A 25133-nucleotide genomic window follows, 5' to 3' on the forward strand; every position below is an offset into this window, starting at 1 on the left:
CGTCACGCCGGGCAGTCGCGGGGGTCGACGTTCGTCCGTGCCCCGGCGACGGTGATGCGGGCGGGGCTGTCCGTCAACGCGGCGGCCGTGCACACGATCTGCTGCACGGCCAGGGCGGACAGGTCACCGCCCGGAGCGGACGGAGTCAGCACCATGCGGCCGTGTGCCTTGGCGGTCACCAGGAACGGGTCGGCTTCCGGCGGCACCTCGGTGCCGAACCCGGACGCCCGCTCCTCCGCGGTGGGTCCGGCCGCCAGCAGCGCGAGCCTCTCGGTCAGGAACAGCGGGCGGGCGCTCGGCCGCCGCACGGCGCTGAGCCGCCCGTCCTGCACCAGGTAGAGGACGATCGTCGTGGTCACCGCGACGGATCCCTTCGGCGGCTCGCCGACGGAGATGACGTCGCTGGGACGCACACCGCAGCCCGTCACGGCGACGAGTGCCACAAGGGCCGCCACGAGGTTCGCGGCGAGCGCGCGGCGGGGGAGCCCGGCTCTCACTCGGCTGCTCCGTCCTGCTCGGGGGCCCTGCGCGGCAGGCGCAGCGTGAAGAGGGCGCCGCCGTCAGGGGCGTTGGCGACGGTGAGGTCGCCCCGGTGCAGGCGCGCGTTCTCCATCGCGATGGCCAGGCCCAGGCCGCTGCCCTCGGATCTGGCCCTGGCCGCGCTGGCCTTGAAGAACCGGTCGAACGCGTGCGGCAGCACCGCCTCGGCCAGCCCCGGCCCGTGGTCGCGGACCTCGAGAGTGATCCATTGCGGGTCGGCCGACAACCGCACCGACACCGGCGGCTCGCCGTGCCGCAGGGCGTTGCCGACCAGGTTGGCGAGGATGACGTCCACGCGCCGCGGGTCCAGCCTCGCCGTCACCGACGGGGAAGCTCGGTGCGCACCGAGTCCGACCAGCCCCGGACGCGCAGCGTCGCGGGCACCAGCTCGGCCACGTCCACCTCGTTCAGCGACAGGGCCGCGACGCCGGAGTCGAACCTGCTGATCTCGATGAGGTCGTTCACCAGCGCGGTGAGGTTGAGCGTCTCCTGGCTGACCAGCTTGGCCGCCCGGCCGGCGGGCTCGGGCAGCTGGGCCGCCTCGTCGTCGAGGACCTCGGCGACGGCGGCGAGCGCGGCCAGGGGGAGTGCGCAGCTCGTGCGAGACGTCGGCCACGAACCGGCGGGCGTCGGCCTCCATCTCACGCAGCTGCATGACGTGCCGCTCCAGCTCCGCGGCGGTGTCGTTGAAGGTACGCGCCACGTCGGCCAGCTCGTCGGAGCCGCGGACCTCGACCCTGGCCCGCAGCTCGCCCTCGCCCAGCAGGCGGGCCGCCCGGCCGAGCTCGCGCACCGGGCGCAGCACGCTGCGGGTGGCCAGCAACGCCACGACGACCGCGAACGCCATGGCCGCCCCGCCGATGAGCCAGGCGCGCGTGGCGAGCCAGTCGATGCTGCGCTGCTCGGGAAGCAGGCTGCGCGCGGTGTAGACCTCGATGCCGGACACCCGCCACCGGTCACCCTCGGCGATCAGCAACGGCGCGCCGATGATCAGGAACGGCCTGCCCTCCCGCACCACCCGTTGCCAGGCGATCTCGCCTTCGGCCACTTTCCGCCGCAGGCTCACGGAAAGGGCCTGGGGCCTCAGGTCCTCGGGCTTCAGGGCCGGCCCGTTCCCGTCGCGCCCCCCGCTCCCCGGTGCCGGATTCCCCGCCAGGCCCGGCGGCGGACCGGACGGCGGCCCTGCCTGCTCGTACCGCTCGCGGTAGACGGCGATCGCGTAGCTGTCCCGTTCGGCCATGGTGGCGGCGATCCTGCCGAGCTCCGTCCGATCCGGCGCCGGGGTCCGCAACGGGAAGAGCGTCTCCATGCGACCTCTCGTCGCCTGCAGCGCGGCATCCTGGGCCCGTTGCAGGATGTCGGTGCGGGCCTGCACGTAGAGCCCGCCGGCCACCGCCGCCGTGGTGACCACACACAGCAGCGCGAACGCGAACAGCAGCCGGGCGCGCAGCCCCAGGCTCGGCCCAGGCGTCACCGCCGGCTCACACCGGCCCGAACCGGTAACCGAACCCCCGCACCGTCTGCACGTAGACGGGGGAGGCCGAGTCGTCCTCGATCTTCGCGCGCAGCCGCTGCACGCACGCGTCCACCAGCCGCGAGTCGCCGAAGTACCCGTGCTCCCACACCGAGTCCAGCAGTTGCTGGCGGCTGTGCACCCGGCCCGGCGTGCCGGAGAGCTCCAGCAGCAGGCGCAGCTCGGCCGGGGTGAGGCCGACCGGCGTGCCGCGCTTGGTGACCACCAGCCCGGCCCGATCGATGGTCAGCTCGCCGTGCCGCTCCAGCTCCGCCTGGTCGCGGCCGATCCGCCGGAGCACGGCGCGAATGCGCGCCTCGAGCACCCTGGGCTGCACCGGTTTGACGACGTAGTCGTCGGCGCCCGCCTCCAGCCCCGCCACCACGTCGATGTCGTCGCCGCGCGCGGTCAGCATGATGATCGGCACCTCGCCGATGGCCCGGATGCGGCGGCAGACCTCGAACCCGTTCATGCCGGGCAACATCAGATCGAGCACGACGACGTCGGGACGGTCGGCGCGCAGCCGCTCCAGCCCCTCCTCGCCGGACTCCACGGCGCCCACCCGATGCCCGTGCCGGGTCAGGGCCAGCTCAAGGCCCTCCCGCACGGCCGGGTCATCCTCGATCAACAACACTCGCGACACGCCGCCGAGTACCACAGCACGCTCCGTAACCTCGCTCGCCGGTCAACTCCGTCCACTGTGGGCCGGTCATGTCCCCGCCTTGTCAGCGCCATGTCATCGTTGTGTCACGGTGCGGCCGACGTGGTGGCCGTCGACAAACGGTGACATTCGGCAGACGACCCACACACATTCGGCGCCAATCGTAGTTCGTCATGAACGAACCACGCACCATCCCAGCTCGGCCCCGAGATCGGCTGTTCGCCGTGGTGACGCTGGTGCTCGCCGTGCTCCTGCTGCCGGCGGCGCTCGTCCGCCGCCCCGGCCGGGCCCGCGAGCTGGCCTGCCAGTGGGCGTTACGGATGCGGTTCCCCGCCGAGGACCTCACCGGGCTCACCGACGGCGCCCTGGCGGCGTTCACCGCCGCGCGTACCGAGGCGCTCTGGCGTCACGGCCAGCTCCTCGGCCTCACCTCGGGATACCGCGATCCAGTCGTGCAGCTCCGGATGTTCGACGAGGAGGTGCGCCGCACCGGCTCCCCGGCCCTGGCGCGCATGCTCGTCCTGCCGCCGACGGAGTCGAACCACGTCAAGGGCATCGCCCTGGACGTGCGCCCGCACGAAGGCGCGCGCTGGCTGGAGGAACACGGCGCCCGCTACGACCTCTACCGCATGTTCGACAACGAGTGGTGGCACTTCGAGCACCACCCGGAGTACGGAGGCACGCCACCGCGACGACGGCCCCACCCCGGCGTGGGCCACGCGGGGGAGAACCGGCACCGGATCTGACCCGGGCGCGCCCGCAGACCTCGGCAGGTCCGCGCCCGGGGAACGACCATCAGGGCCGGTGCTTTCACCAGCAGGTCAGATCGGGGTTGGGGGTGGGGCCGCAGGGGCCCTGGTTGCCGCCGCCGTCGGTGACCGTGCCCGGGGGCGCCCAGATGAGATGGCCGGCGTTGCCGGTGCCGACGTTGTTCCGCAGGGTGACCGGCGTGGTGAGAGCCGCGCGGGAGCTCAGGTGGATGCCGCCCTGAACCGCGTGCCCCTGGCCGTCGACCCGGCCGCTGGGGTGCCGGCCGTTGCTGACGAACACGTTGTCGGAGATGGGGTCCGGGCCGGCCCGGTTGGGCCCCCACGGGTTGTCCACGAGGATGCCGACGGTGTTGTTGCCGTACGAATGATGTGATCTACATTGTAAAGGCAGTGGGTTGGACCAAAATCCCCGTTCCTGTCTAAGGAACGGGCTTCGCCCGTACTCATCGACCAAAGCCGTGCGGCCCCGCCGTCTCGATGGGCGGAGGGGCCGCATCGGGCTATCCGAGCACCGGGTAGTTCGCCCGGAACACGTTGTGCGGGTCCCGGGCCCGCTTGATCTCCCGCAGGCGCGCGAGCGTGTCGCCGGAGAAGGACATCGCGGCCGTCTCGCCAGGGGACAGGAGGGTGTACGGCTTGCGTCCGCTGACGTAGGCGCCGAGGTCGGCCACGAGCTCGGCCTGCTTGGCGCGTGTCGCGTCGGCCGCGTGCGGCAGGCCGAGCCCCACCATGCCGAGCAGGTACGGCTCGGTCACCGCGCTCGCACCGGCGCCGCCCCCGGGCTCGGCGAGTGCGCCGCCCAGGTGCCTGATCTGCACGTTGATGAGCGGTGCGACCGGCTTGTCGAGGAGGAGCTCCACCGCGTCGGTGTCCAGGCCGGTGAGCAGCTCCGCGCGGGTGATGGACGGGGCGGGGTCGGTGGGTTCGGCGGCGATGGTGCCCAGGTCGGCGACCGGGACGAGGCCGCGGGTGTCGGAGATCGCGCCGTCGATCTTGTCGAGGCGGGTCAGCAGGTCCTGTGCCTGAGCAGCTTCGCCCAGGTAGGCCAGGTCGAGTGTCACCATGGGCGGCGCGCCGGGGGGCTGGAGGCGGTTGATCCAGACGCTGAGTTCGCGTGGCGCCTCGGCGGTGATCTCCAGGAAGGCGTCGTACACCTCCCTGGTCCGGTGCTCCGGCCAGATCACGCGTCCGCCGTAGAGGGCGGGGGCGGGGTACAGGTCGAGTTCGAGGGCGGTCACCATCGCGTAGTCCCCGCCGCCGCCGCGCAGTGCCCAGAACAGGTCGGGGTCGGACTCGGCGGTCACCCGGTTCGGCTGGCCGTCGGCGTCCACGATGTCGATGGCGCGCACGCTGTCGGAGGCCAAGCCGTGCTTGCGGCTGAACCAGCCGACTCCGCCGCCCAGGGTGTAGCCGGTCACGCTGACTCCTGGCGCGCTGCCGGACAGGCCGGTCAGGCCCAGCGGGCCGGCTGCCGCGAGCAGCTGTCCCCACTTGGCGCCGGCGCCCACCCGGACGGTGCGCTCTTGTGCGCGTACCTCCACCTTGTTCAGCAGGCCGGTGCGCAGCAGGATGAGGCCGTCCACATCGCCGGAGGCGCCATGTCCGCTCGGCTGGGCGGTCACCGTCATGCCTGCTCGCCGCGCGTAGCGTACGAGTGCGGCCACGTCGTCGGCGTCCGCGGCCTCGGCGACGGCGGCCACGGGTTGCCTGACGGTCAGGTTCCAGGCGGTGGACGCCTGTGCGAAGCCGTCGTCGTCGGGCAGGAGCACGCGGCCCTTGAGGACGCCGCGCAGGTCGTTGATCGTCATGATGGTCTCCTTTTTCGAGTTCTCGACGTCGGGGGAGGTCAGGCGGTCTTTCGGGTCTCGCGGAGGATCAGCAGTCCGGTGGCCGCGATCAGTGCCGAGGTCAGGCCGTGGATGCCGAGGGCGGCGGCGGTGGATCCGTGGTGGGCCAGGACGTTGACCATGTCGCCGAAGGGGGCCACGGCCACCATGAGCAGGACCCAGCCCAACGGGCGGCGGTGGCCTGTCACCAGCAGGACGCCCATGGCCAGGCCCATGGCGATCTCGCGGCTGCCTTTCACGATGGAGAAGCCGCTGTCGTCGGCGGGCCAGTGCGGCAGGCCGGGGAAGGTCGTGGCGAGGGGCAGGGCGAAGGACGCCCCGAGGTAGAGGGTGAACAGGACGACGGCGGTGGCCAGGGCGGTGTTGAGCTTCTTCGGCGCCATGGTCGTTCTCCTTGGGTGTTGCGAGGTCGTTGGGGGTGGTGGCGCGTTCGGCGTCTTCCAGGGCGGTGCCGAAGAGCGTGCGCAGGGCGGGTTCGGGTGGGTGGTGCACCGGGTGGGACGCTCATCTGTTCCCGCCCTTGGTCGGTTGCGATGTGTTCAGGCTGCTCCTGGGTGTTTGGAAGGGATTTGGAGGGCCTTTGGAGGTCATTTGGAACGTCCGCATACGATGTGCAGATCATGGTCTTCATCCGGGTTCTGGGCGCTCTCGAGGCCGAGGTCGGCGGCGAGCCGGTTCCGCTGGGCGGGCCGCGGCAGCGGGGTGTGCTGGCGTTGCTGGTGGCGGCGCGTGGGCAGGTCGTGCCGGTCGACCGGATGATCGAGGATCTGTGGCGTGGGGAGCCGCCGGCTCGGGCGTTGCTGTCCCTGCAGGCGTACGTGTCCAACCTGCGCCGGTTGCTGGAGCCGGGACGTCCGCCACGTTCGCCGGCCCGGCTGCTGGTGAGCGCGGCGCCGGGTTATGCGTTGCGGCTGCCGCCGGAGGCGGTGGACGCGTGGCGGTTCGAGGGTCTGCTGGGCCGGGCGCGTACGGACACCGACCCACGCACCGCGCAGGCTCGGCTCGCCGAAGCGCTGGGGTTGTGGCAGGGACCGGCGTTCGCCGAGGTCGCCGACGAGCCGTGGGCCGCCGCCGAGACGGCCCGGTTGAACGAGCTGCGGTCGGTGGCCGCGGAGCTGCATGTGGCGGCGGGTCTGCGCATCGGCGATCCGGCTGCGGTGGTTCCCGAGGCCGAGCGGCTCACCCGCGACGAGCCGCTTCGGGAGGAGGGCTGGCGGTTGCACGCCTTGGCGTTGTGGAGCAGTGGTCGCCAGGCGGACGCGCTGGCGACGCTCCGCCGTGCCCGCGGCGTTCTCGCCGAGGAGCTCGGGCTCGATCCCGGTCCTGAGCTGGCGGCGCTGGAGGAGGCGATCCTCACCCAGCGCACGGAGGTCCTGCGTGCGACCGTGCCGGCGCTGAGCGCCCCGCTGCCGCAGGTGGCCCCCGTCGGGGGGACGGATCCGGTCGTCGAGGCGCCGTTCGTCGGACGCGAGGCACAGCTGTCGGCGCTGGTCACGGCCGCCGACGAGGCCGTCGCCGACGGAGTCCGCGTCGCTCTGGTCACCGGCGAGGCCGGGCTCGGCAAGTCGACGTTGCTGGACCACCTCGGCCGGCGGCTCGAACGTGAGGGGTGGCTGGTGGCGGTGGGCCGCTGCCCGGAGGTCCACGGCGCGCCGCCCGCGTGGGCCTGGACCGAGGTGCTGGGAGCCGTCGCCGCTTCAGCGTCTCCGGGCGAGTTCGGGCACGATCTTGCGCCGCTGCTCGCCGATGCCGAGCCGGTGAAGGCCGACGCCACGGCTGGACGGTTCCGCCTGCGCCGGGCCGTGTGGAGGTGGCTCGCGGCGGTCGCCTCGGGGCGTCCGGTCGCCGTCGTGCTGGATGACCTGCACTGGGCGGACGCCACCACGCTGGAGCTGCTCGGCGGCTGTCTCGGCCTGCGGGCCCCGATCCTGGTCGTCGCCGCGTACCGCGCGGACGAGGGCGGGCGGCTCAGTGAGACGCTGGCCTCCCTCGCGCGCGCCGCGCCTCTCCGTCTGGCGCTGCCGGGGTTGGACGGCGAGGCCGTCGCGCGGCTCGTGCGGGCCGAATGTGCGGCCGATGACGAGACCGTCGCGGGGATCGCCGAGCGTACCGGCGGCAACCCGTTCTACGTGCGTGAGAGCGCCCGGTTGCTGAACGGCGAAGGTGCGCTGGTCGCCCTCTCCGAGGTTCCCGAAGGCGTACGGGACGTCCTGCGTCGCCGGCTCGCGCGCCTGCCGGAGGGAGGCGTGTCGGTCCTGCGGCTGGCCGCGGTGGCGGGCCGGGAGAGCTCGGTGGACGTCCTGGTCAAGGCCGCCGACACCGACGAGGACGGGGTGCTGGACGCGCTGGACGCGGGTGTCATCGCCGGGCTGCTCGACGAGCCCGGTCCCGGCCTGGTCCGCTTCGTGCACGCCCTGGTCAGGGACACGCTCATCGCGGACCTGAGCAGGTTGCGCGCCACCCGGATGCATGCCCGGATCGCCGCCGCTCTCGAGGGGACCGACGACATCGCGGCGCTGGCCCATCATTTCGCGCGCGCCGGCTCGCCGAAGGCCGTCGGTTACTGCGTGCAGGCCGCCGAGCTTGCCGAGGCCCGCTACGCCCACGACGTGGCGGCCGACCTCCTGGCCGACGCGGTCGCCAACTCGACGGGGCCGGACGAACGCGTCGAGTTGCTCGGCAGGCTGCTGCGCGCACAGATCCGGTCGGGGGCCGTCGCGGCCGCCCGCGAGACGCGCCGTGAGGCCGTGGAGTACGCGGAGTCCTTGGGGCGTGACGACCTGATGATCGCCGCTTTCACCGCGTGGACGGAGCCGACCCCGTGGCAGGCCCGTACGTACGGCACGGTGGATCGGCCCGTCGTCGATCGCCTGAGTCGGCTGCTGAAGCGTGATCTGCCCCCTTCTGTGCGATCCCGGCTCCTGTCGGCGTACGCGCACGAGCTGATCGGCGAGGACGATCCGACCGTTGTGGAGGCGGCGCGGGAGGCGCTCGATCTCGCCACCGGGCCCCGGTTGCGGGCGGCGGCGCTCGAGATCCTGGCCGAGGCCCAGGGGGACGCCGGGTTGTGCCGGGAGCTGGTGGAGATCGGCGTCGAGTACGACCTGCCGGTCTATCGTGTCTCCGGGCTGCTCAACCATGCCGGCGTCGCCGCTGCCGCCAACGATCCGGTGACCACGCGCCGGGTGATCAGCGAGGCGCTGGAACTCGCGCGTGCCTACCGGATGCGCGAGGCGATCGCGGTCGCGGAGATCACGCTGGCGGGTCTGGCGCTCATCGAGGGCCGGTTCGCCGACGCCGAAGCCCTCTACGTCGAGGCCGGCGAGGGCATGCGGCGCATCGGGTCGGTGCACGCCGCGGGTTTTCTCCAGCTCGCCCTGGCCACGATCCGGCTGAACGATGGCACGCTCGGCGGGCATCTGGAGGAGGTGCGTGCCCTTCACGCGGTGCTCGGCTCCATGACGTCCGACCTGCTGGCGCTCGCCCTTCACGCCAACGGCCTGGATGACGAAGCCCGAGAGGTCCGTACGCCACCCGGTCCGATTCGTCGAGACTTCTTCTTCACCTTCCTCACCACGTTGCGTGCGATGGCCGTCATCGCCCTGAACGACCGGGACGCCGCCGAGGAGATCTACGAGACGCTGCTTCCGTACCGTGACGGTCCTCCGGCGGGGGCCGAGAGCCTGGCGATGGCGCTGCGCCCGGTCGCCCACACCCTCGGTGAGCTGGCCGTCTTCCTCGGCCACGACGACGAGGCTGCCGCCCACTTCGCCCAGGCCGCCGCCGTCGCCGACCGGTGGAACGCACCCCACTGGGCCGCCGAGGCCCGCTCGCGAACGCCGTCGTAGGCGGCCATCGCGGGGGCGTTGTTGCAGGTGACCATCTCGATCCGGGCATCCGGCAGGCGCCCCGCGCGGAACAGTCCCATGACGAGGACGGCCATTTCCGCGTGCCCGCCATCGCCGGTACGGGCGGCGCACTGGTGCAGCCGGATGCGGCCGACGGATTCCGGGCGCGGACTGACCAGGGTGACGTGCGTCACTGTCGCGTGTTCAGCCGTTTCTGACGGCCTCGCTCACCTGGGCAGGGGAGGTGCGCCAGGGGGCGCCGTGGCCGGGGAGCACCCAGGAGGCGGACAGGCCGGCGAGGCGGTCCAGGGAGGACAGGGCGGTGGCTGGGTCGTCGGTGAAGGGTGCGGGCTGCGGGCCTGAGCGTCCGGTGAGGACGTGCCGGGTGGTCAGGGCGTCGCCGACGAAGATCGCGTCGGCGACGGGCACGTGCACCGCGACGCTGCCCGGTGAGTGTCCCGGCATGCCCACGATGACCGGCTTTCCGGGCAGGTCCGAGGACGTCGCCGTCGGCGATCTCGGTGACTTCGCTGACGTAGCGGGTGCGCAGGCCGTTCTTGCGGATGGAGTAGGCGAAGAAGCCGAGGGTCGGGCCGAGGCGCATGGGGCCCGGCGCGGTTTTGGGCTTCTCCCCGGTGCAGGTGCGGACGGCGTCGCCGGCGTGCACGAACACGGGGACGCCGTGTTCGCTGCGCAGGCGTTCGGCGAAGCCGATGTGGTCGGAGTCGCCGTGGGTCAGCACGAGTCCGCGGATGTCGTCGACCGTCTTGCCCAGCGTGCGGAGTTCGGCCTGCAGGTCCTGCCAGTGGCCGGGCAGTCCCGCGTCGATCAGGGTGATGCCTTCGTCGGTGTCGACGAGGTAGCAGGCCACGACATCGTTACCGAGGCGGTGGAGGTGAGGTGCGAGCTTCATGAGCTTCCCCAGGGGTGACGTGGTCGAGAGTTCCGGCCGGAGGACGTTGCGGGCGTCGCTCCGTTATGAGAGCAATGCTCTCGCGGACAGGTGCTCCACGTCAAGAGCACTGCTCTCCGTCGCTTGGCCGGTGGCACCTCGGGTCTGGGGGGCGGGATGAGGAGCTGGCCGAGGTCGCGCGGCTGCTCGATCGGGCGCGGGCGGGTCAGAGCGGCGTCCTGGTCCTGCGTCGGCATCATCGTGCCGCCGGGTTACACCGACCCCGTCCAGTTCAGGTCCGGCAACCCCTACGGCGCCTCGCACGTGGCCGGCGACGGTCCGCCCGCCGAGGTGACCCTGCAGGCGGCCGGCCACCAGGCCCGCCGCGTCGCCGAGACGGCGGCCACGCTCAAGGCCGGGCGGCGATGATGTCGAGCGAGTCCGAGATCAGGGCGCTGCTGGAAGTCCGGGCCGAAGCCTGCCAGGTGAAGGACGTCGATCGGTTGCTGCGGCTCTACGCTCCCGACGTCGTCTACTACGACGTCGTTCCGCCGATGAGATTCGCCGGGCTGGATGAGGTTCGCGGCAACTTCGTCCGCTGGTTCGACGAGTACGACGGCCCGATCGCGTTGGAGACGCGCGAGCTGGTGGTCGCTGCGGGCGGGGAGGCCGCGTTCGCGCACATGCTCCATCTGGACAGCGGGAGGCGCGGGAACGGCCTGCGGACCTCGATCTGGGTCAGGTCGTCCCTCGGTTTCCGGCGGACGGAACAGGGCTGGCTGATCACGCATGAGCACGTCTCGGTGCCGATCGACCCGGCGACCCTGCAGGCGTGGTTCCCGCCGGACGGCGAGCCGGTCTGACGTCTACGCGCCCGCCGGGGAGGCGTTCTCCTTGGCTGGAGGGAGCCGGCTCGGTGAGAATCCATCGTCATGATCCGTGTGCACTTCTCCGACGCCGACCTGCGCAAGATCACGTTCGCGCCGGCTCCCAATGCTCTGTGGGAGACGGTGCTGAGTGTGCGCCTCCTGCTCGGCGCGCCGACGAGCAGGAGCTGGACGCGGCCCGGAGCGCGCCGGTTGTTCCGGCAGATGGGAGGGAGCCTGGCCGAGCGGGCGGGGGTGCTGGCTCCCTTGGTTCCGCCGAGGAGTTCGGTGCCGGCGTTCCTGCTCCAGCCGGACGCCGGTGACTTCGCCGCCGGTGTCGAGCTGGCCAGTCGGACGCCGAGCTCCTATCTGGCGGTCGATCTGGGCGCGTTGTCGCCCGCCCAGCGGGCCGGGCGCTGGGCGCGGGACCTGGCCGAGGGCAGCCGCGGGGCGCGCCAGACCCTCGCTGACGACCTGCGCGGCTACTTCGGCTCGTCGGTGGAGCCTCTGTGGTCGCAGATCCAGGCCGAGGCCGGCGCCGACCGTGCCCTGCGCGCCGAGACCCTGCTGCGCGGCGGGGTGGACGCCCTGCTGGCCACGCTGCATCCCGGGTGCCGCTGGCGGCCGCCGACCCTGCACATCCCGATCGACGGCGAGCACGACGTCGCGCTGTGCGGGCGGGGGCTGCTGCTGATCCCGTCCTACTTCGCGCCCCGGCCGATGGTGATGTACCGGCCGGACGCGGCCACGGTGCTGGTGTATCCGATCTGCGCCACGGGCCGGTCCGCCGGCGCGGACGACGTGCTCGTGCCCCTGCTGGGCCGTACCCGTGCGGCGGTGCTGGGCACGTTGCGCAGCCCGGCCACCACCACGTTCGTGGCCGAACGCGTCGGTGTCTCCCTCGGCTCCGCCAGCCAGCACACCACGGTCCTGCGCAACGCCGGACTCATCTCGACCGTCCGCACGGGCAGCTCGGTCCTGCACACCCTGACGCCACTCGGAGAAGCCCTCCTGAACGGCTCCCCGGACGCTTGCTGACGGCCGCTCCCGCCGTCGCCGCTCCGGCCGCGCACACCCAGGTCACGTCCCAGCTGCCGGGGCAACGACACGCGCATCAACGTCGACCTGTGGTTCCTGCGCCGCTGGGGCGGCGGCGAGAAGATCGCCAAGTCCCGCACGTGGCCCTGCAACGGCAAGTACGGCATCGTCCGCATCGGCAACGCCGGGCACTCCCTGTACTGGGCGGCCTTCTCCCTCAGCAAGAAGCACACGGTCGAGTACTGGGTGCGGTAATCATCCATGGCTCGATGCTCGTCCGGCGGGGACGGGCGCCGGCTTCTATCCTCGTGGGATGGCTCTGCAAGATCGACTCGCCGCCCTGGACGCCCTTCTGGCCCGCCCTTTCCCGCAGACGGAGGAACGGGAGAGTGCGTCGCCGGACGTGTGGGAGGGATATCGTTCCAGCGGGCCGGACCACCACGTGTGCTATCTGGTGGCCAGCCGGGACTTCTGGGACGACCGCGGCGAGGAGGTCGTCGAGGCGGCCCAGGCGGAGATCGACGCCGCCCTCCAGGAACTGGTGACCGCCCTGACCAGGCGCTGGGGCGCTCCCCGGGTGGTCGATCTCTGGCGCCGTGCGGAGACCGAGGACCCGGCACCCGCGCCGCTGGACGAGCTCGGCCAGCTCACCGACACGATGCTGGTCTGGCGGCGCCCGGACGCCGACCGATGGGTCGCGCTCGCCGTCGGTCAGGCCGATCCGGAGTTCCCCGTTCTGCTGCTCGCGGCGGTCGGTGAGACGTCGCTGGACTGACTCGCCGTGCAGCCGGCGCGACGAGGAGGCCCGCCGCAGGGGCGGGCTCCCGGTCGTGCGGTTCGACGCTCAGTGCGTCATCGACGCGGACGTCAGTGATGACGCACTGAGCCGTCGGAGCCCGTGATGTACGCCAGTGCCCTCGACCCTGGGGTACGGGCTCAGCCGGTCGGGACGGTCTCAGCCGCAGTGCACGTTGTCGAGCTTGACGCTCGTCCACGACGGTGAGATGCCCTCGACGTCGATGCACTGCCCGGCCGCGGAGACGTACACGGGGCCGGCGTAGTACTGGTAGTTTCCGGCGTCGCTGTCCTTGCCGCTGCCGTCGCCCCTGGAGATCACGACGCCCTTCCAGCTCGTGGTGTTGGCGTAGGGGCCGTCGCCATAGGTGAGTGCGCAGTTCTTGCCGGTGCCGGAGCTGTAGTACACCTCCAGGATGCCGGTACGGTACCCGTACTTCTCGATGCCGATGTTGTAGACGCCGACCCGGGTGTAGCCGCTGCCGCAGGGGCCGGCCGCGCCGGCCGGGGCGGCGGTCGCCGCCAGCGTGGTCGCGGCGGTCAGGGCCGCGCCCGCCAGGAGGGTCGCCAGCTTGCGTGCTCGCACGAAGATCCCTTCGGTTGCCCAGTGTTGTGATCTTGAGTACCACTGGCTCACTTCTGCTACACGCGACTCATGATCAATGTGATAGTTCGCACAAATCGGCGGGCCGTCAGGCGGCGCCTGGCCCTGCTCGAAGCTCCAGGCCGGGAACCCGGCTCGGCGTTCAGCCGCCGGTGCCCGGCCAGTAGTCCTCCTTGGCGGCTGCCGGGCCGGCGGCCAGGGCGAGTCCGGTTGCGGTCAGCAGCCCGATCGTGGCCAGTTCGAGCGTTGTCCTGGTCATGCCGTCACCTCTCGTCAGTCCGATGCGTGTTTCTCCCGAGCGGCAGAGGCCCGGCGGAGTCCTGCCGCAGCGGGCCGAGCGTACGGCCGTCCGGCCCCGTCGCCGCCCGGCGGGTCAACGGCCACCGTCGATCAGGTTTTGATCTGTCTGTGAGCTTGGCGGCCGAGGATGCGATCATGATCAAGGGGACCTTGCGGATCATCTTCACCGGCGAGGACCTGGCCCGCGTGCGTATCGCCGGCCGGGTGGACATGATGTGGGAAATGGCGCTCAGCCTGCACATCCTGCAACGTCCAGGCGGGGCGAGGGCGCTGTCCGGCTGGCGGCGGCAGGCCCGCACGGACCTGGCCGACGCGGGGTTGCTCAAGCCGGTGCGGGAGCGGCTGGTGCCGCTGGTGCCGATCAAGGCGTACTTCCCCGACTTCCTGACCCCGTACGAGTCGATGAGCGGGTTCCGGCGGGCCTGGACGTCCTGGCCGACACCCCGTCGGCGCGGGTGCGGCACGAGGTCGACCGGTTGCGCCCGCACGTGCCCGTGCCCGCGACGCTGGACGACCTGGCCCGCGGCAACCGGCGCTCCGTCCGCGGCCTGGCCCGGCTGAGCGAGCGGTACTGCCAGGTCGCCTTCGGCCACGAGACGCCCGCCCCCGAACCCGAACCCGACGACGCGCTGCCCGACCTGCTCGGCGCCACCCGGGCCCGCGTCCTGCGCTGCATCGCCGCCACCACCGGCTGCACCACCAGCGAACTCGCCCGCAGGACCGGCGCCTCGCTGTCGTCGGCCAGCGCGCACGCCCAGGTGCTGCAGCGGGCCGGGCTCATCACCAGCACCCGGCACGCCAACATGGTCATCCACCAGCTCACCCGGCTGGGTGGCGACCTGATCCACCGGCAGCAGTGACCGCACCCCGTCATCCGGGCCGGCGGTCCCGACGAGATCCTGGATGGAACCTTTCTCCCGCATGCGGATAAGTACCGTCGTGACATCCCTTCCACACGATGAACCCGTCCTGGCAGGTCCTCCGGCGGACGCGCGAGCGCCGCTTCGGGCGGACGTGTCAGCACCGGTCCAGCCCACGGTCTCGACAGCCCTCGAAGCGCCCGCGCAGGACTCGGCGGTCATCGAAGCGTCGCTGATCGAGCCGGAGCGTTTCGCCGAGTTGTTCGAGCGGCACGCCGCCGTCCTGCATCGCTACGTCGTCCGGCGTCTCGGTCCCGATCAGGCCGAGGACGTGGTGGCCGAGACGTTCACCAGGGCGTTCGAGAAGCGGCACAAGTACGCCCTGGATCGCCAGGACGCCCTGCCGTGGCTGTACGGCATCGCCACGAACATCATCGGCACCCATCGAAGGGCGGAGATCCGCGGATATCGCGCGCTGGCCCGAACCGGGGAGGACCCCGTGGCGGTCGCCTTCGACGAGCGGGTGGTCGCCCGCGTCTCCGCCTCGGAGACCCGCAGACCGCTGGCGGCCGCGCTGGCCGGGCTGGGCAAGGGCGAGCGCGACGTCCTGCTGCTGGTCTCCTGGGGCGACCTCAGCTACGAGGAGACGGCGCAGGCACTGAACGTGCCCGTCGGCACCGTGCGGTCCCGGCTGTCCCGCGCCCGCCGCAAGATCGCCCACGCACTGGGCGGCAGCAACCCCACCGACGTGATCGAGGAGGTCTGATGAACGATCTGGACATGGTCCGCGACCTGCGGTCCGAGGTGCGGCAGAGCGAAGCGGGCGATCTGCGTCACGCCCGGCGGCGGATGATGGCCGCGCTGGCTCCGGAGCCGCCGGCCCGCCGGGTCCGGCGCATGGTGCTGCGCGTGGCGGCCGTGGGCGCGTTCGGCGCCACGATCGCGGCAGGCGTCACGGTGGTGCAGAGCCTCGGCACGGATGGCCGGGGGACGGAGGCCACCGGCGCCCCGGCATGGCTGCCGGTGGCGAACGCGGAGACCCTGGCCAGGCACGCGACGGCGGCGGCGGCCGGCCGGCCGGACGTCTACCCGCGAGCCGACCAGTGGGTCTACGTCAAATGGGACAGCTACACCTCGCCCAGGCTGATGGCCAAAGCCACCGCGCCACCGGCCGGCGCAGGCCGGACCCGCTCGCGGGAGACCGTCGAGAGATGGACGCGGGGGGACGGCGAGGAAAGGGCCATGCGGGACGAGAACAGCGACACGATCAAGCGCCGCCGAGGCGGCGCGGATCCCCGTCTGCGGTTCGACCCCGCCTATCTGCGCTCGCTCCCGCTGGAGCCGTCCGCCCTGGCCGAACGCCTGAGGAAGGACACGAGTGAGATCGATCTGCCGCAGGCGCGGGCGGTGTCCCATCAGATCCTGAGCATCCTGGAGGAAGGCGCACCGGCGGCTCGCCTGCGGGCCGCCCTCTACACCGTCCTCTCCCGGCTGGACGACGTCGGCGTGGAGACGGTGCGCGACCTGCTGGGCCGACAGGGCGTGGCGATCTACACGCGCGACGACGACGGGGTCCGCCAGGAAGTCATCATCGACCCGAACACCTTCGACCTGCTCGGGGCACGCCGAATCTACGTCGGCGGCGCCAAGTCGCCCGACCCGTACTACAGCGGGTTGCCCGAGGGCGAAGTGATCACCTCCAGGGCCCGGGTGTCCGTCGGCATCGTCGACGATGCGGGGGACCTTCCGTAATCGAGCCCTTGGCCGGTGCCCGTGACGAGGGCCGGGTACCGGCCGGCGAGCGTAAGGGGAGCTCCCCGCAGTGGTCGCCCCCGTGGTTCCCCACCACAGTTTCCTACCCGTGGCCCCCTTCCGGACTTAGTAATCGGTACCGTATCGTTTACTAAGTGACTGACACCGTACTCATCGCGGGCGCCGGCCCGACCGGGCTGGCCCTGGCCGTCCACCTGGCGTTACACGACATCCCCGTCCGCGTCATCGACGCCGCCTCCGCCCCCGCCACCACCTCCCGCGCCCTCGGCCTGCAACCACGCGGCATCGAGGTCCTGGAACGTATCGGCGCGCTCGGCGACCTGCCCCAGCGCTCCCGGTCCTCGCTCAACATGTCCTACAACGAGGGCACGCGCACCGTGCTGCGCCTTCACGTCGGCCAAGCCGTCGCCGACCAGCCGAAACAGACCCTGCTGATCTCGCAGGCCGAGGTCGAGGGCGCGCTGCGGCAACGTCTGGCCGAACTGGGCGGCCATGTGGAGTGGGACACCCGGCTGGCCGCGGCCCGGCAGGACGACACCGGCGTCACCGCCACCGTCCAGACGGCCGACGGCGCCGAGCGCCGCATCGAGAGCGACTGGCTGATCGGCTGTGACGGCGCGCACAGCACCGTACGCAAGCTCGCCGGCATCGGCTTCCCCGGCCGCAAGCTCCTCGAACGCCTGCTGATGGTCGACGTGCGGGCCCAGTGGCCGCTGGACAGGAACGGCAGCACGACCTGGATGGAGGCCGGTCACATGTTGTCGGTCACCGCGCTGCCCGACGACACCTGGCGGGTGTTCACCGAACCACCGCCGCAGCTGCCCGACCAGCTGTCCGAACGCGAGATCGGCGACCGGGTGCTGGGCGAGTTCTCCCGCCGCAGCGGGATCGGCCTCGACACGGTCACGGACGTCCGCTGGGCCTCGGAGTTCCGCATCCACCGCCGGCTGGCCGACGCCTACCGGCGCGGCCGGATCCTCCTGGCCGGCGACGCGGCGCACATCCAGAGCCCCACCGGCGGCCAGGGACAGAACACCGGGCTGGGCGACGCGGAGAACCTGGCCTGGAAGCTGGTGCTGGTCGCCCGCGGCCGCGCCGACCAGCGGCTGCTCGACACCTACGAAGGCGAACGACGGCCGCTGGCCCGCAAGGTCCTGCGCGCCACCAGCACCGCCGTGGACATCATGTTGCCGCACGCCCCCTGGAAACGCCTGCTGCGCGACAACGTCGTCCTGCCGGTCGTCCGGCTGCCCGCGGTGCAGCGCCGGCTGTGGCTGGCCGCCTCCCAGCTCGGCATCAGCTACCGAGGCGGACCGCTGGCCTCGGCCGTCCACCGGTGGATGCCCGGACTGCGTCCCGGCGACCGGATGCCCGACCTCACCTGCCGGCGTCCCGACGGCGGCAGCACCACCCTGCACGCCGCCGTCGGCGGACGCTGGGTCGTGCTCGCCGCTGATCAGCACGTCGCCGCCCGCCACGCCGAGGCCGCCGCGGCGCAACTGGGCGCCGACCTGATCGTCGCGCTCACGCCGGTCGAGCCCGGCTCGCCCGACGTGACGCTGATCCGCCCCGACGGGCACATCGGTTGGCGTGACCATCCGGCACCCGACAGACTGACCGCATGGCTGAACCAGGTGCTGTGGCCGGCGTAGAACGCCACGGCCGTCCACGCGATCCGGAGAATGACGCCGCCATCCTCGACGCGGCGCTGGACCTGCTGATCGAACGCGGCGCGGCGGGTACCAGCATGGAAGCGGTCGCCCAACGCGCCGGGGTGGCGAAACTGACCGTCTACCGGCGCTGGCGAGTCAAGGAGGACCTCCTGATGGCCGCCCTGGAGCACGCCCGTGCCCCTGACATGGACGCCGCCCCCGCCGGGCAGTCGATCGACGAGCTGATCTCGTCCGTCGCCGAGCTTCTCAGCCGTCCCCGCTTCCGCGCGCTGATGGCCCGCGTCATCGGCGCCTCGGTCGACCACCCGAAGCTGGTGGCCGCCTACACCGAGCGCTACCTGCGGCCACGGCTCAACGCCGTGGCCCACGTCGCGCAGCAGGCCGTCGAGGCCGGTCATCTTCCGGCGGGCACCGACCCGGGCGTCATCCAGGACGTCCTGGCCAGCTCGATCGGATCCGTCCTGCTCCAGCATGCCGACGATGTGACCGCCGTACAGATCGAGCAACGGCTGCGGAATCTGTTGCGCCACATCGGATACCGGCCCTGACACCGCGCGGCCGCCGTCCCGCCCCTACCCGCCGGTACGTTCCGTCAGGGCCGCGCCGGTGGGCTGGACGCGCTTCCTCCCGGCACGGCGGAAGCACCGGAGTCGGCGACCGAACGCGACCGCCTCCAGCACCCCTGGGGACGGGATCTCAGGCGGGCAGATCGTCGCGGCCCACGAGCCCGTTCTCGTAGGCGTGGATCACCGCGTGCACGCGGTCGCGCAGGCCCAGCTTCTGCAGGACGGCCCGGACGTGCGACTTCACCGTGTTCTCGCTCAGCACCAGCTCCGCGCGGATCTCGGCGTTGGACCTGCCGCGGGCGAGCAGGCCGAAGATCTCGACCTCGCGTGGGGTGAGGCCGTCCAGGGCCGCCGTCCTGCGCACCGGCGTCTGCCGGACGAGATCGAGGATCGTCGCGGCCACCCCCGGGGCCAGCGCCGACGTGCCGGACGCGACGTCGCACACCGCCTGGGCCAGGGCGGCGGGCCGGACGTCCTTGGTCAGATAGCCGCTGGCGCCGGCCCGGACGGCCGCCACGACCAGTTCGTCGTCGTCGAACGTCGTTAGCATGAGCACCCGGGTCGCCGGAGCGATCCGCACGATCTCCGCCGTGGCGGCGACGCCGTCCATGCGCGGCATGCGGATGTCCATCAGCACCACGTCGAGGCGGTGCCGCCGGACGACCTCGACCGCCGCGCCGCCGTCGGCGACGTCGTGGGTGACCTCGATACGTTCGTCGGCCGACAGCACCGTGCGCAGCGAGGCGCGCAGCAGCTCCTGGTCGTCGACGAGCATGACCCGGATCGCGCTCATGCCCCCTCCTTCGTGGGCAGCCGCGCCCGCAGCACCCATCCGTCGTCCCCGTCGTCGATCGACAGTGTGCCGCCCGCGGTACGCACCCGTTCCTCGATCCCCATCAAGCCGGTCCCCTGGCCGCCGGTGCCGCGAAGCGCGCTGCCGCCGTCGTCGCGGACCTCCACCACCATCTCGGCCGGGCTCCAGCGCAGGTCGACGCTCACCGCGACCGGCGGTTCGAGGTGGCGCAGCGCGTTGGTGATGCCCTCCTGCACGGTCCGGACCGCCGCGACCTCGGCACTGAGGCTCAGCGGCCGTCGCTCGCCCGCCTCGGCGAAGGTCACCGCGTGCAGCGGGCTCGCCGCCGAGGCGACGAGGTCGGGCAGGACGTCGAGCGAGATCGGGACCTGACCGGACCGGGAACCGGTGCCCGGCGCCACCGTGGTCGCGCGCCCGCTGGCCGGGCCCAGGGTGGCCAGCATCGCGCGCAGACCCTGGTGGGCGTCCCGGCCGGTCTCGGCGATGTCGCCGAGTTCGCGCCGGGTCGCCGCATCCGACGTCGTCACCGCCGCGGCCTCGATCCGCGCGACCATGACGGTGACCGTGTGGGCGATCACGTCGTGCAGGTCGCGGCGGATGCCGGCCCGTTCGTCGGCGATCGCCGCGGCCAGCCGTTCGCCCTCGGCCCGTCGGGCGGCCTCCCGCCTGCGCCGTACCAGCAGGGCCGCGAGCCACACACCGCCGACCACGAGCATCAGCAGCCCGCCCTCGACCAGGCGGCTCCACACGGGGTCGGCGGGCAGCCGGGCCCACCCCACCAGCTCGGTCAGGACGATCCCGAGCGCGGCGACCGCCAGCGCCGGCACCGAGGACCTGACCGGGACCAGGCCGGTCAGCCGCCACAACGCCAGGGGGAAGCACACCGCCGAGGGCAGCAAGGTCAGCGACCATCCCGGGAAGGGCGTCAGCACCAGGACGAGCATGGCCAGCGCGCCGATCGCGTACCCCGTCCACGGCCGTCGAGTGGCCACCACCGCTCCCGCATGGAGCAGGACGGCGGCGCCCGCCGCGGCGAGGACCTGCCACCAGGCCGCGCCCAGGTGCCGGGCGCCCGCCAGGATGATCACCGTCAGGAGGGCCGGGACCGCGTGCGCCGCCACCGTCGTGGCTGGCCAGGCGCTCCGGCGCTGGGGGGCTGTCACGGTGGGTCGTCGCCTTCCGGTGGGCTCGTGGTGGGGGAGCCGTGCCCGGCTCGACCTGCCACAGGATAGCCAGCGCCCGCGGGCACCCGTCCCCGCGGGCACCCTGCCGCTCCGGGAGCGCGCATATGGATCACGAGTCTGGACATTCGGCAGATACGCGCGAGCACGCATGGATAGGCTGCCACAACTTGATCATCGACGAGGGAGCATGGTGGCCGCGCAGACGCAACCAGGACGTGTGATCGGCGGACGGTACCGGCTGGAGTCCGTTCTGGGAGGCGGGGGCTTCGGACGCGTCTGGAAGGCTCACGACGAGTCCCTCGACGTGTCCGTGGCGGTGAAGGAGGTCTGGCTCCCGTCGGCCACCTCCGACGAGGAGCACGCGCAGCGGCTGCGCCGCGCCGAGCGTGAGGCGCGCAACGCCGCCCGGCTGCGCTCGCATCCGCACATCGTCACCGTCCACGACGTGGTGATCGAGGATCAGGCGCCGTGGATCGTCATGGAACTCGTCGACGGCGGCACCCTCGCCGATCTGATCGCCCGTGACGGCCCCATGGCCCCCGCCGCCGTCACGTCGGCCGCCAAGGGGCTGCTGGAGGCGCTGAGCACGGCACACGCGTCCGGCATCGTGCACCGGGACGTGAAACCGGCGAACGTGCTGATCGCCCGGGACGGCCGCGTGCTCCTCACCGACTTCGGCATCGCCGTGCAACAGGGCGACACCGCCCTCACCAAGAGCGGCGGGCTGATGGGCTCGCTGGAGTACATCGCGCCGGAACGGTTCAACGGCGTGGACAGCGGCGGCGCGGGCGACCTGTACTCGCTCGGCGTGACGCTGTACCAGGCGTTGGAGGGGGTGTCCCCGTTCCACCGGGACACCCCGACGGAGACGCTCACCGCTGTGCTGCTGGGGGAGGCGCCCGTGCCCCGCGACGCCGGCGGGCTCGGGACGCTGATCACCCGGCTGCTGGACAAGGCCCCGGCCAACCGTCCCACCGCCGCCCAGGCCCTGGCCATGATCGACGCCCTCGGGCAGCCTCGTGTGCCGGCGTCGCCGTTCGCCCCGGCCGGCGCGTCGGCCCGCACCGAGAACGTCCCGCCTCCGCCGCGGCCCACGTTGCTGGAGCAGACGCCCGTCTTCCAAGACCCGTCACGGCTCGGCCCCGGCGGGCCGCGGAACCGCAAGCTGCTCATCGCGGGCGGCGCCGGGCTCGTCGTGGCGATCGCCGCGGTCGTCGTCGTCGTGGCCACCTCGAGAGGTGGCGGTCAGACCCCGCAGGCAGGCTCGTCCGGCGCGGCGGAGCGGACGGCGTCCGCCGCCGAGCAGTCCGGCGAGAAGGGCGAGGGGATGCCGCCGGGGTGCGAGAACCAGACCGACGTCATGGAGAAGTGGACCCTGGTCCCGGTCAGCGGCACGGTGCCGCTTCCGCCGACCGAGAACCTCCTCAACGAGATCGTCGACCTGCAGCAGGCCAATCTGGCCAAGGCGGTCCGCCCGGCGCTCAAGGCCGCGCTCCAGAACGACGTCGACACCGCCAAGAAGGCACTCAAGGCGCTTCGCGCCGACGATGTCGACACGTATCGGCAGGCGGTGACGAAGGACAAACTCGGGCATCTGACCGAGATCTCCGACGCGTGCTTCTTCAACAATCTCGGCCCGTCGCAGTCGCCGGGTTGACCTGGGGGCAGAGAGTTCGTCTGCGTCGTACCTGATGCACGAGGACCTCTTCGGCGACGCGCCCGCCCCGCACCACGGCCGGCCGAGCGAGGCCGAAGGCGGGCCCGCCCGACCGAGGAGGGGCACATGGTGAAGATCTCGACGGCCTTCGTCGCCGTCTTGCTGCCGGCCGTCCTGGGCGGCTGCGGTGCGGTGCGGACCTGGCGGCGATCAGGTGCGCTTGCGGTAGACGGCCATGGCCCAGCGGACCGGGCGATTGGTGTCCTGGCCCCAGATGCCCGCCCGGACGGTGACGGTGACCCGCTTGCCCTTCGGCACGGCGAGTTCGGTCATCGCCATCGGGTACGGGCCGCTCTTCCACTGGCCGCAGGTGGCCGTCATCTCGTCGCCGCCCTCGACCCGGTACGTGAACCACATCCGCCTGGCCAGGTCACCGGTGCAGAGCGCCTCGATGCCGATCTTGCCGCCGTCGCCCCGGACCGTGACCGTGTCCGTCCTGTCCCGTGGCCAGATCCGGTCCTGCGTCGCGCCGGCCAGCTCCCAGCTCGTCAGCCGTCCGGGGAAGGCCTTGAGCGGTTCGGGATCGACCGGCCGCGCGGGAGGGGTCCATTCGTAGACGGCCAGGCTCCAGACCGCCTTGACGGGCTTCGGGGTCACGCACGGCGCCCCCTTCTCCTGCCGCGTACACCCTCCGCCCCTGGTGGTCGTGTCGAACGTCACCGTGACCGGGCCGGCCCCGGCGGGCACCAGCAACGGGACCAGCTCCATGCCCTTCAGACAGGGGGAGAAGGACGGGGAGGCCCCGGAGGCGCCACCCGCCACGGAGATCCTCGGCGCCGTGGCGCCGAACGAGCCGTCGCACCGCGCGGCCACGTCCAGCGGCCTGCCGGTGACCGGGATGGTGACCGACGCCTTCCGTGTGCCCTCCGTCCTGACCGTCGCCGTCGCCAGCCGCCGGTAGGCGGTGCCGTCGTCGGCGGTGAACCGTTCCGGCAGCTCGCGGGCCGGGGCGACGGCGTCGGCCGAGGTCGCCGGCTCGTGCCGCGTCACGGCACCCCCAGGGAGGAGCAGGGAGAGCACGACCGCGCCCGCGGCCACCGTCGCGGCGGCGGACGCCAGGCCCCTGCGCCGCCAGGTGCGGCGCACGCGGCGGCGGATGAGCTCGTGGCGGTCCGGGGTCGCGGGCGCGGGCCCCTCGGCTCGCTCCCGCAACATCTCACGCAGGTCCTGCACGCTCATCGGTACTCCTTCACGATCGACTCGTCCACGCGCAGCTTGGCCAGCGCCTTGGCGGTCTGGCTCTTGACCGTGCCGTCATGGCAGCCGAGGATCCTGGCCACCTCCTGCACCGACAGGTCCTCGTAGAACCGCAGCACGATCACCGCGCGCTGCTTGGCGGGCAGCCTTCCCACCGCGTCCCACAGCTCCTCCCGCCCGGTCCGCTCGGCATCGGCCACCCCCTTGTCGGGCAGCGCGCCGCTCGGCACCTCGCCCCGCCATCGGCGCCGCCACCACGAGGTGTAGGTCGTCACGAGCACCCGCCGCACGTACGCCTCGGGCTCCTCGATGCGCGGCCAGGCGAACCACGCCTTGGCCAGGCATTCCTGGAGCAGGTCCTCGGCCGTTCCCCAGTCGCGGGTCAGCAGGTACGCCATCCGCAGTAACCGGTCGGACCGCGAGGCCACGAAGTTGTGAAAGAGCTTCCTGTCTGGCACACACCTACTGACGCGGTGCCGGCGCGATCAGGTTGCCTGGCCGCACACGATCCTGAAGGGCGGGTTCGCGCCCGTCGCCATTATGATCACCGGGTGCCCTTACCGAGGATCGCGCCGACCCTGCTCGTGCTCACCCTGACGGCCGGATGCGGCGGACAGGACGCGGCGGCGGCCCGGACGCCCGCCGAGGCGGTGGCCCAGCAGGCGAAGGACGGAGCCGGAGTCAAGGTCACCAAGGTCGTCCGGCTGGACTACGGCGAGGCGATACCCACCCCTCCGGCGGAGGACGACGACATCGTGCCGGTCAACATCGGCGAATACAGCGAGAGCCGGACCACCGGGATCCTGCGCCTCGGTGCGGCCGCCTCCGATCTGACCACGACCTTCCACCGGACCAACATCCCCGAGGACCTGAAGAACGTCATCCCGGATGATCTGTCCTCCATGACGACCAGGGCGATCTCGATCGGCGACTCCGGCACCTACGAGCAGCGAGCCGACCGGAGGGACGTTCCCGCCGGCAAGACCTGGCTGCACCACAGCAGCCCCGAGTGCGGGATGGCGGCGCGCGCCGCCGGAGCGCTCGACGCACGCGCGGTCCTGTCACCCAAGGTGCTGGAGCAGCTCGCGGCGCCCGCGCCCTCCTCCGCCGGGGTCATCGACGCGGTCACCACCGTCGTCCATTCCGGCAGCGCCGCGCAGACCGAGTTCAGCATCCCGGACCAGAGCGGCGACGACCCCGTCATGGCGGCACAACTGCGGGAGCAGTCCCGTTCGATACGGGTCTCGTGGCAGTTGTGGGTCGGGCCGGACCGGCTTCCCCGCCGGGTCCGTCTCGTCACGGCCACCCCCTCGGCCGAGGAGGGTGTGCCCAGGAGCGCCGTGACCGAGATCGACTTCACCGACTGGGGGAACGACGTGTCCGTCGAGCCCCCGCCGAAGGACCAGGTCCATGAGAGCGGAAGCTGTCTCGACCCGGAACCGTCGTGAACACCGCAGCCGTGCCGAATGCATCCTGGGCGTGAGGTTTCCGTCCGGTGCCGGTTAGACGAAGGTTGCGGGGACGTAGGGGGACGCGCTGAGGCAGGTTCCGGTCCCGCCGAATAGCGGTGACGTCGCCGCCTCTAACGGGCGTCGCTGAGCCGGTCGCCGCCGACCGATACCACCTTCCACGGGCCCGGAATGCCGGACTTTCCCTGCCCGATTGTCGGGCATTA

The 25133-nt window shown here is 72.3% G+C and carries 26 protein-coding genes and 1 pseudogene; 14 read left to right on the forward strand and 13 right to left on the reverse strand.

Features of this window, described 5'->3' with window-relative positions:
• Positions 1-2: 2 nt before the first annotated feature.
• Genes ACNF49_RS29185 through ACNF49_RS29195 form a run of 3 tightly spaced genes read right to left on the reverse strand, consistent with a single transcriptional unit; the run spans position 3 to position 2696 of the window.
• Positions 3-497 (reverse strand): hypothetical protein, encoded by a 495-nt coding sequence (locus ACNF49_RS29185; protein ID WP_482939456.1) that lies wholly within the window; start codon positions 495-497, stop codon positions 3-5.
• A complete protein-coding gene (locus tag ACNF49_RS29190; protein WP_482939457.1) occupies positions 494-2014 on the reverse strand; it encodes an ATP-binding protein in 1521 nt (506 codons plus the stop codon). The genes ACNF49_RS29185 and ACNF49_RS29190 overlap by 4 nt, the downstream gene beginning before the upstream one ends.
• Positions 2015-2021: 7 nt before the next feature.
• A complete protein-coding gene (locus ACNF49_RS29195; RefSeq protein WP_397178208.1) occupies positions 2022-2696 on the reverse strand; it encodes a response regulator in 675 nt (224 codons plus the stop codon).
• Between the two features lie 191 nt (positions 2697-2887).
• On the opposite strand from ACNF49_RS29195, the gene vanY-N reads away from it, so the two are divergent.
• Complete coding sequence (gene vanY-N / locus ACNF49_RS29200) at positions 2888-3460, forward strand: D,D-peptidase/D,D-carboxypeptidase VanY-N (protein ID WP_357986636.1); 573 nt, start codon at positions 2888-2890, stop codon at positions 3458-3460.
• A gap of 64 nt (positions 3461-3524) precedes the next feature.
• Here the strand turns inward: vanY-N and ACNF49_RS29205 are convergent, their stop codons facing one another.
• The 3 genes from ACNF49_RS29205 to ACNF49_RS29215 form a co-directional block, all read right to left on the reverse strand.
• Positions 3525-3818, reverse strand: coding sequence for a hypothetical protein (locus tag ACNF49_RS29205; RefSeq protein WP_482939458.1), 294 nt, complete (start codon positions 3816-3818; stop codon positions 3525-3527).
• 166 nt (positions 3819-3984) lie between these two features.
• Positions 3985-5292, reverse strand: a complete 1308-nt coding sequence (locus ACNF49_RS29210; protein ID WP_482939459.1) for an FAD-binding oxidoreductase — start codon at positions 5290-5292, stop codon at positions 3985-3987.
• 38 nt (positions 5293-5330) lie between these two features.
• A complete protein-coding gene (locus ACNF49_RS29215) occupies positions 5331-5714 on the reverse strand; it encodes a DUF4267 domain-containing protein (RefSeq protein ID WP_482939460.1) in 384 nt (127 codons plus the stop codon).
• Positions 5715-5951: 237 nt separating this feature from the next.
• Here ACNF49_RS29215 and ACNF49_RS29220 point away from each other — a divergent pair, with 237 nt between their 5' ends.
• Positions 5952-9179, forward strand: coding sequence for an ATP-binding protein (locus tag ACNF49_RS29220; protein ID WP_482939461.1), 3228 nt, complete (start codon positions 5952-5954; stop codon positions 9177-9179).
• Between the two features lie 204 nt (positions 9180-9383).
• On the opposite strand, the gene ACNF49_RS29225 is transcribed toward ACNF49_RS29220, so the two are convergent.
• Entirely contained in the window at positions 9384-9644 is a 261-nt protein-coding gene (locus ACNF49_RS29225; RefSeq protein ID WP_482939462.1) for an MBL fold metallo-hydrolase, read from the reverse strand.
• A gap of 151 nt (positions 9645-9795) precedes the next feature.
• Positions 9796-10092: pseudogene (locus ACNF49_RS29230) on the reverse strand (MBL fold metallo-hydrolase); the annotation flags it as partial.
• Between the two features lie 156 nt (positions 10093-10248).
• Between ACNF49_RS29230 and ACNF49_RS29235 the strand changes: the two are divergent.
• From ACNF49_RS29235 to ACNF49_RS29250, 4 genes are all read left to right on the forward strand, one after another.
• The gene (locus ACNF49_RS29235) at positions 10249-10500 is read left to right on the forward strand and encodes an NADPH-dependent FMN reductase family protein (protein WP_482939463.1); all 252 of its coding nucleotides are present in this window, start codon (positions 10249-10251) and stop codon (positions 10498-10500) included.
• Entirely contained in the window at positions 10497-10934 is a 438-nt protein-coding gene (locus ACNF49_RS29240) for a YybH family protein (protein WP_482939464.1), read from the forward strand. Before ACNF49_RS29235 ends, ACNF49_RS29240 begins: the two co-directional genes overlap by 4 nt.
• 69 nt (positions 10935-11003) lie before the next feature.
• Positions 11004-11975 carry an ArsR/SmtB family transcription factor gene (locus tag ACNF49_RS29245; RefSeq protein ID WP_357986618.1) on the forward strand — a complete coding sequence of 324 codons (972 nt, stop codon included), beginning with the start codon at positions 11004-11006 and terminating at the stop codon, positions 11973-11975.
• Between the two features lie 313 nt (positions 11976-12288).
• Positions 12289-12750 (forward strand): hypothetical protein, encoded by a 462-nt coding sequence (locus tag ACNF49_RS29250; RefSeq protein WP_482939465.1) that lies wholly within the window; start codon positions 12289-12291, stop codon positions 12748-12750.
• 180 nt (positions 12751-12930) lie between these two features.
• On the opposite strand, the gene ACNF49_RS29255 is transcribed toward ACNF49_RS29250, so the two are convergent.
• Positions 12931-13356, reverse strand: a complete 426-nt coding sequence (locus ACNF49_RS29255; RefSeq protein WP_357986612.1) for a spore-associated protein A — start codon at positions 13354-13356, stop codon at positions 12931-12933.
• 453 nt (positions 13357-13809) lie between these two features.
• On the opposite strand from ACNF49_RS29255, the gene ACNF49_RS29260 reads away from it, so the two are divergent.
• The 6 genes from ACNF49_RS29260 to ACNF49_RS29285 all read left to right on the forward strand — a co-directional run bounded on the left by ACNF49_RS29260 (position 13810) and on the right by ACNF49_RS29285 (position 18528).
• Positions 13810-14235, forward strand: coding sequence for a hypothetical protein (locus ACNF49_RS29260; protein WP_482939466.1), 426 nt, complete (start codon positions 13810-13812; stop codon positions 14233-14235).
• Positions 14169-14534, forward strand: coding sequence for a helix-turn-helix domain-containing protein (locus ACNF49_RS29265; protein WP_482939467.1), 366 nt, complete (start codon positions 14169-14171; stop codon positions 14532-14534). The genes ACNF49_RS29260 and ACNF49_RS29265 overlap by 67 nt, the downstream gene beginning before the upstream one ends.
• A gap of 154 nt (positions 14535-14688) precedes the next feature.
• The gene (locus ACNF49_RS29270; protein WP_482939468.1) at positions 14689-15300 is read left to right on the forward strand and encodes an RNA polymerase sigma factor; all 612 of its coding nucleotides are present in this window, start codon (positions 14689-14691) and stop codon (positions 15298-15300) included.
• Positions 15300-16286: a CU044_5270 family protein gene (locus tag ACNF49_RS29275; RefSeq protein WP_482939469.1), complete on the forward strand. Its 987-nt coding sequence runs from the start codon at positions 15300-15302 to the stop codon at positions 16284-16286. The genes ACNF49_RS29270 and ACNF49_RS29275 overlap by 1 nt, the downstream gene beginning before the upstream one ends.
• Before the next feature lie 155 nt (positions 16287-16441).
• Positions 16442-17959 carry an FAD-dependent monooxygenase gene (locus tag ACNF49_RS29280; RefSeq protein ID WP_482939470.1) on the forward strand — a complete coding sequence of 506 codons (1518 nt, stop codon included), beginning with the start codon at positions 16442-16444 and terminating at the stop codon, positions 17957-17959.
• Complete coding sequence (locus tag ACNF49_RS29285; protein WP_357986599.1) at positions 17929-18528, forward strand: TetR/AcrR family transcriptional regulator; 600 nt, start codon at positions 17929-17931, stop codon at positions 18526-18528. Before ACNF49_RS29280 ends, ACNF49_RS29285 begins: the two co-directional genes overlap by 31 nt.
• A gap of 148 nt (positions 18529-18676) precedes the next feature.
• On the opposite strand, the gene ACNF49_RS29290 is transcribed toward ACNF49_RS29285, so the two are convergent.
• Both ACNF49_RS29290 and ACNF49_RS29295 read right to left on the reverse strand, forming a co-directional pair.
• Positions 18677-19339: a response regulator gene (locus ACNF49_RS29290; RefSeq protein WP_357986597.1), complete on the reverse strand. Its 663-nt coding sequence runs from the start codon at positions 19337-19339 to the stop codon at positions 18677-18679.
• Complete coding sequence (locus ACNF49_RS29295) at positions 19336-20523, reverse strand: sensor histidine kinase (RefSeq protein ID WP_482939471.1); 1188 nt, start codon at positions 20521-20523, stop codon at positions 19336-19338. Before ACNF49_RS29295 ends, ACNF49_RS29290 begins: the two co-directional genes overlap by 4 nt.
• Before the next feature lie 208 nt (positions 20524-20731).
• Here ACNF49_RS29295 and ACNF49_RS29300 point away from each other — a divergent pair, with 208 nt between their 5' ends.
• Positions 20732-22201, forward strand: a complete 1470-nt coding sequence (locus ACNF49_RS29300) for a serine/threonine-protein kinase (protein ID WP_482939472.1) — start codon at positions 20732-20734, stop codon at positions 22199-22201.
• Between the two features lie 210 nt (positions 22202-22411).
• Here the strand turns inward: ACNF49_RS29300 and ACNF49_RS29305 are convergent, their stop codons facing one another.
• Entirely contained in the window at positions 22412-23440 is a 1029-nt protein-coding gene (locus ACNF49_RS29305; protein ID WP_482939474.1) for a hypothetical protein, read from the reverse strand.
• Positions 23437-23916, reverse strand: coding sequence for a SigE family RNA polymerase sigma factor (locus ACNF49_RS29310; protein ID WP_498703172.1), 480 nt, complete (start codon positions 23914-23916; stop codon positions 23437-23439). Before ACNF49_RS29310 ends, ACNF49_RS29305 begins: the two co-directional genes overlap by 4 nt.
• Positions 23917-24009: 93 nt before the next feature.
• On the opposite strand from ACNF49_RS29310, the gene ACNF49_RS29315 reads away from it, so the two are divergent.
• Entirely contained in the window at positions 24010-24906 is an 897-nt protein-coding gene (locus ACNF49_RS29315) for a hypothetical protein (RefSeq protein WP_482939476.1), read from the forward strand.
• Positions 24907-25133: the final 227 nt, after the last annotated feature.

This window comes from Actinomadura sp. ATCC 39365 (genome assembly GCF_054392275.1).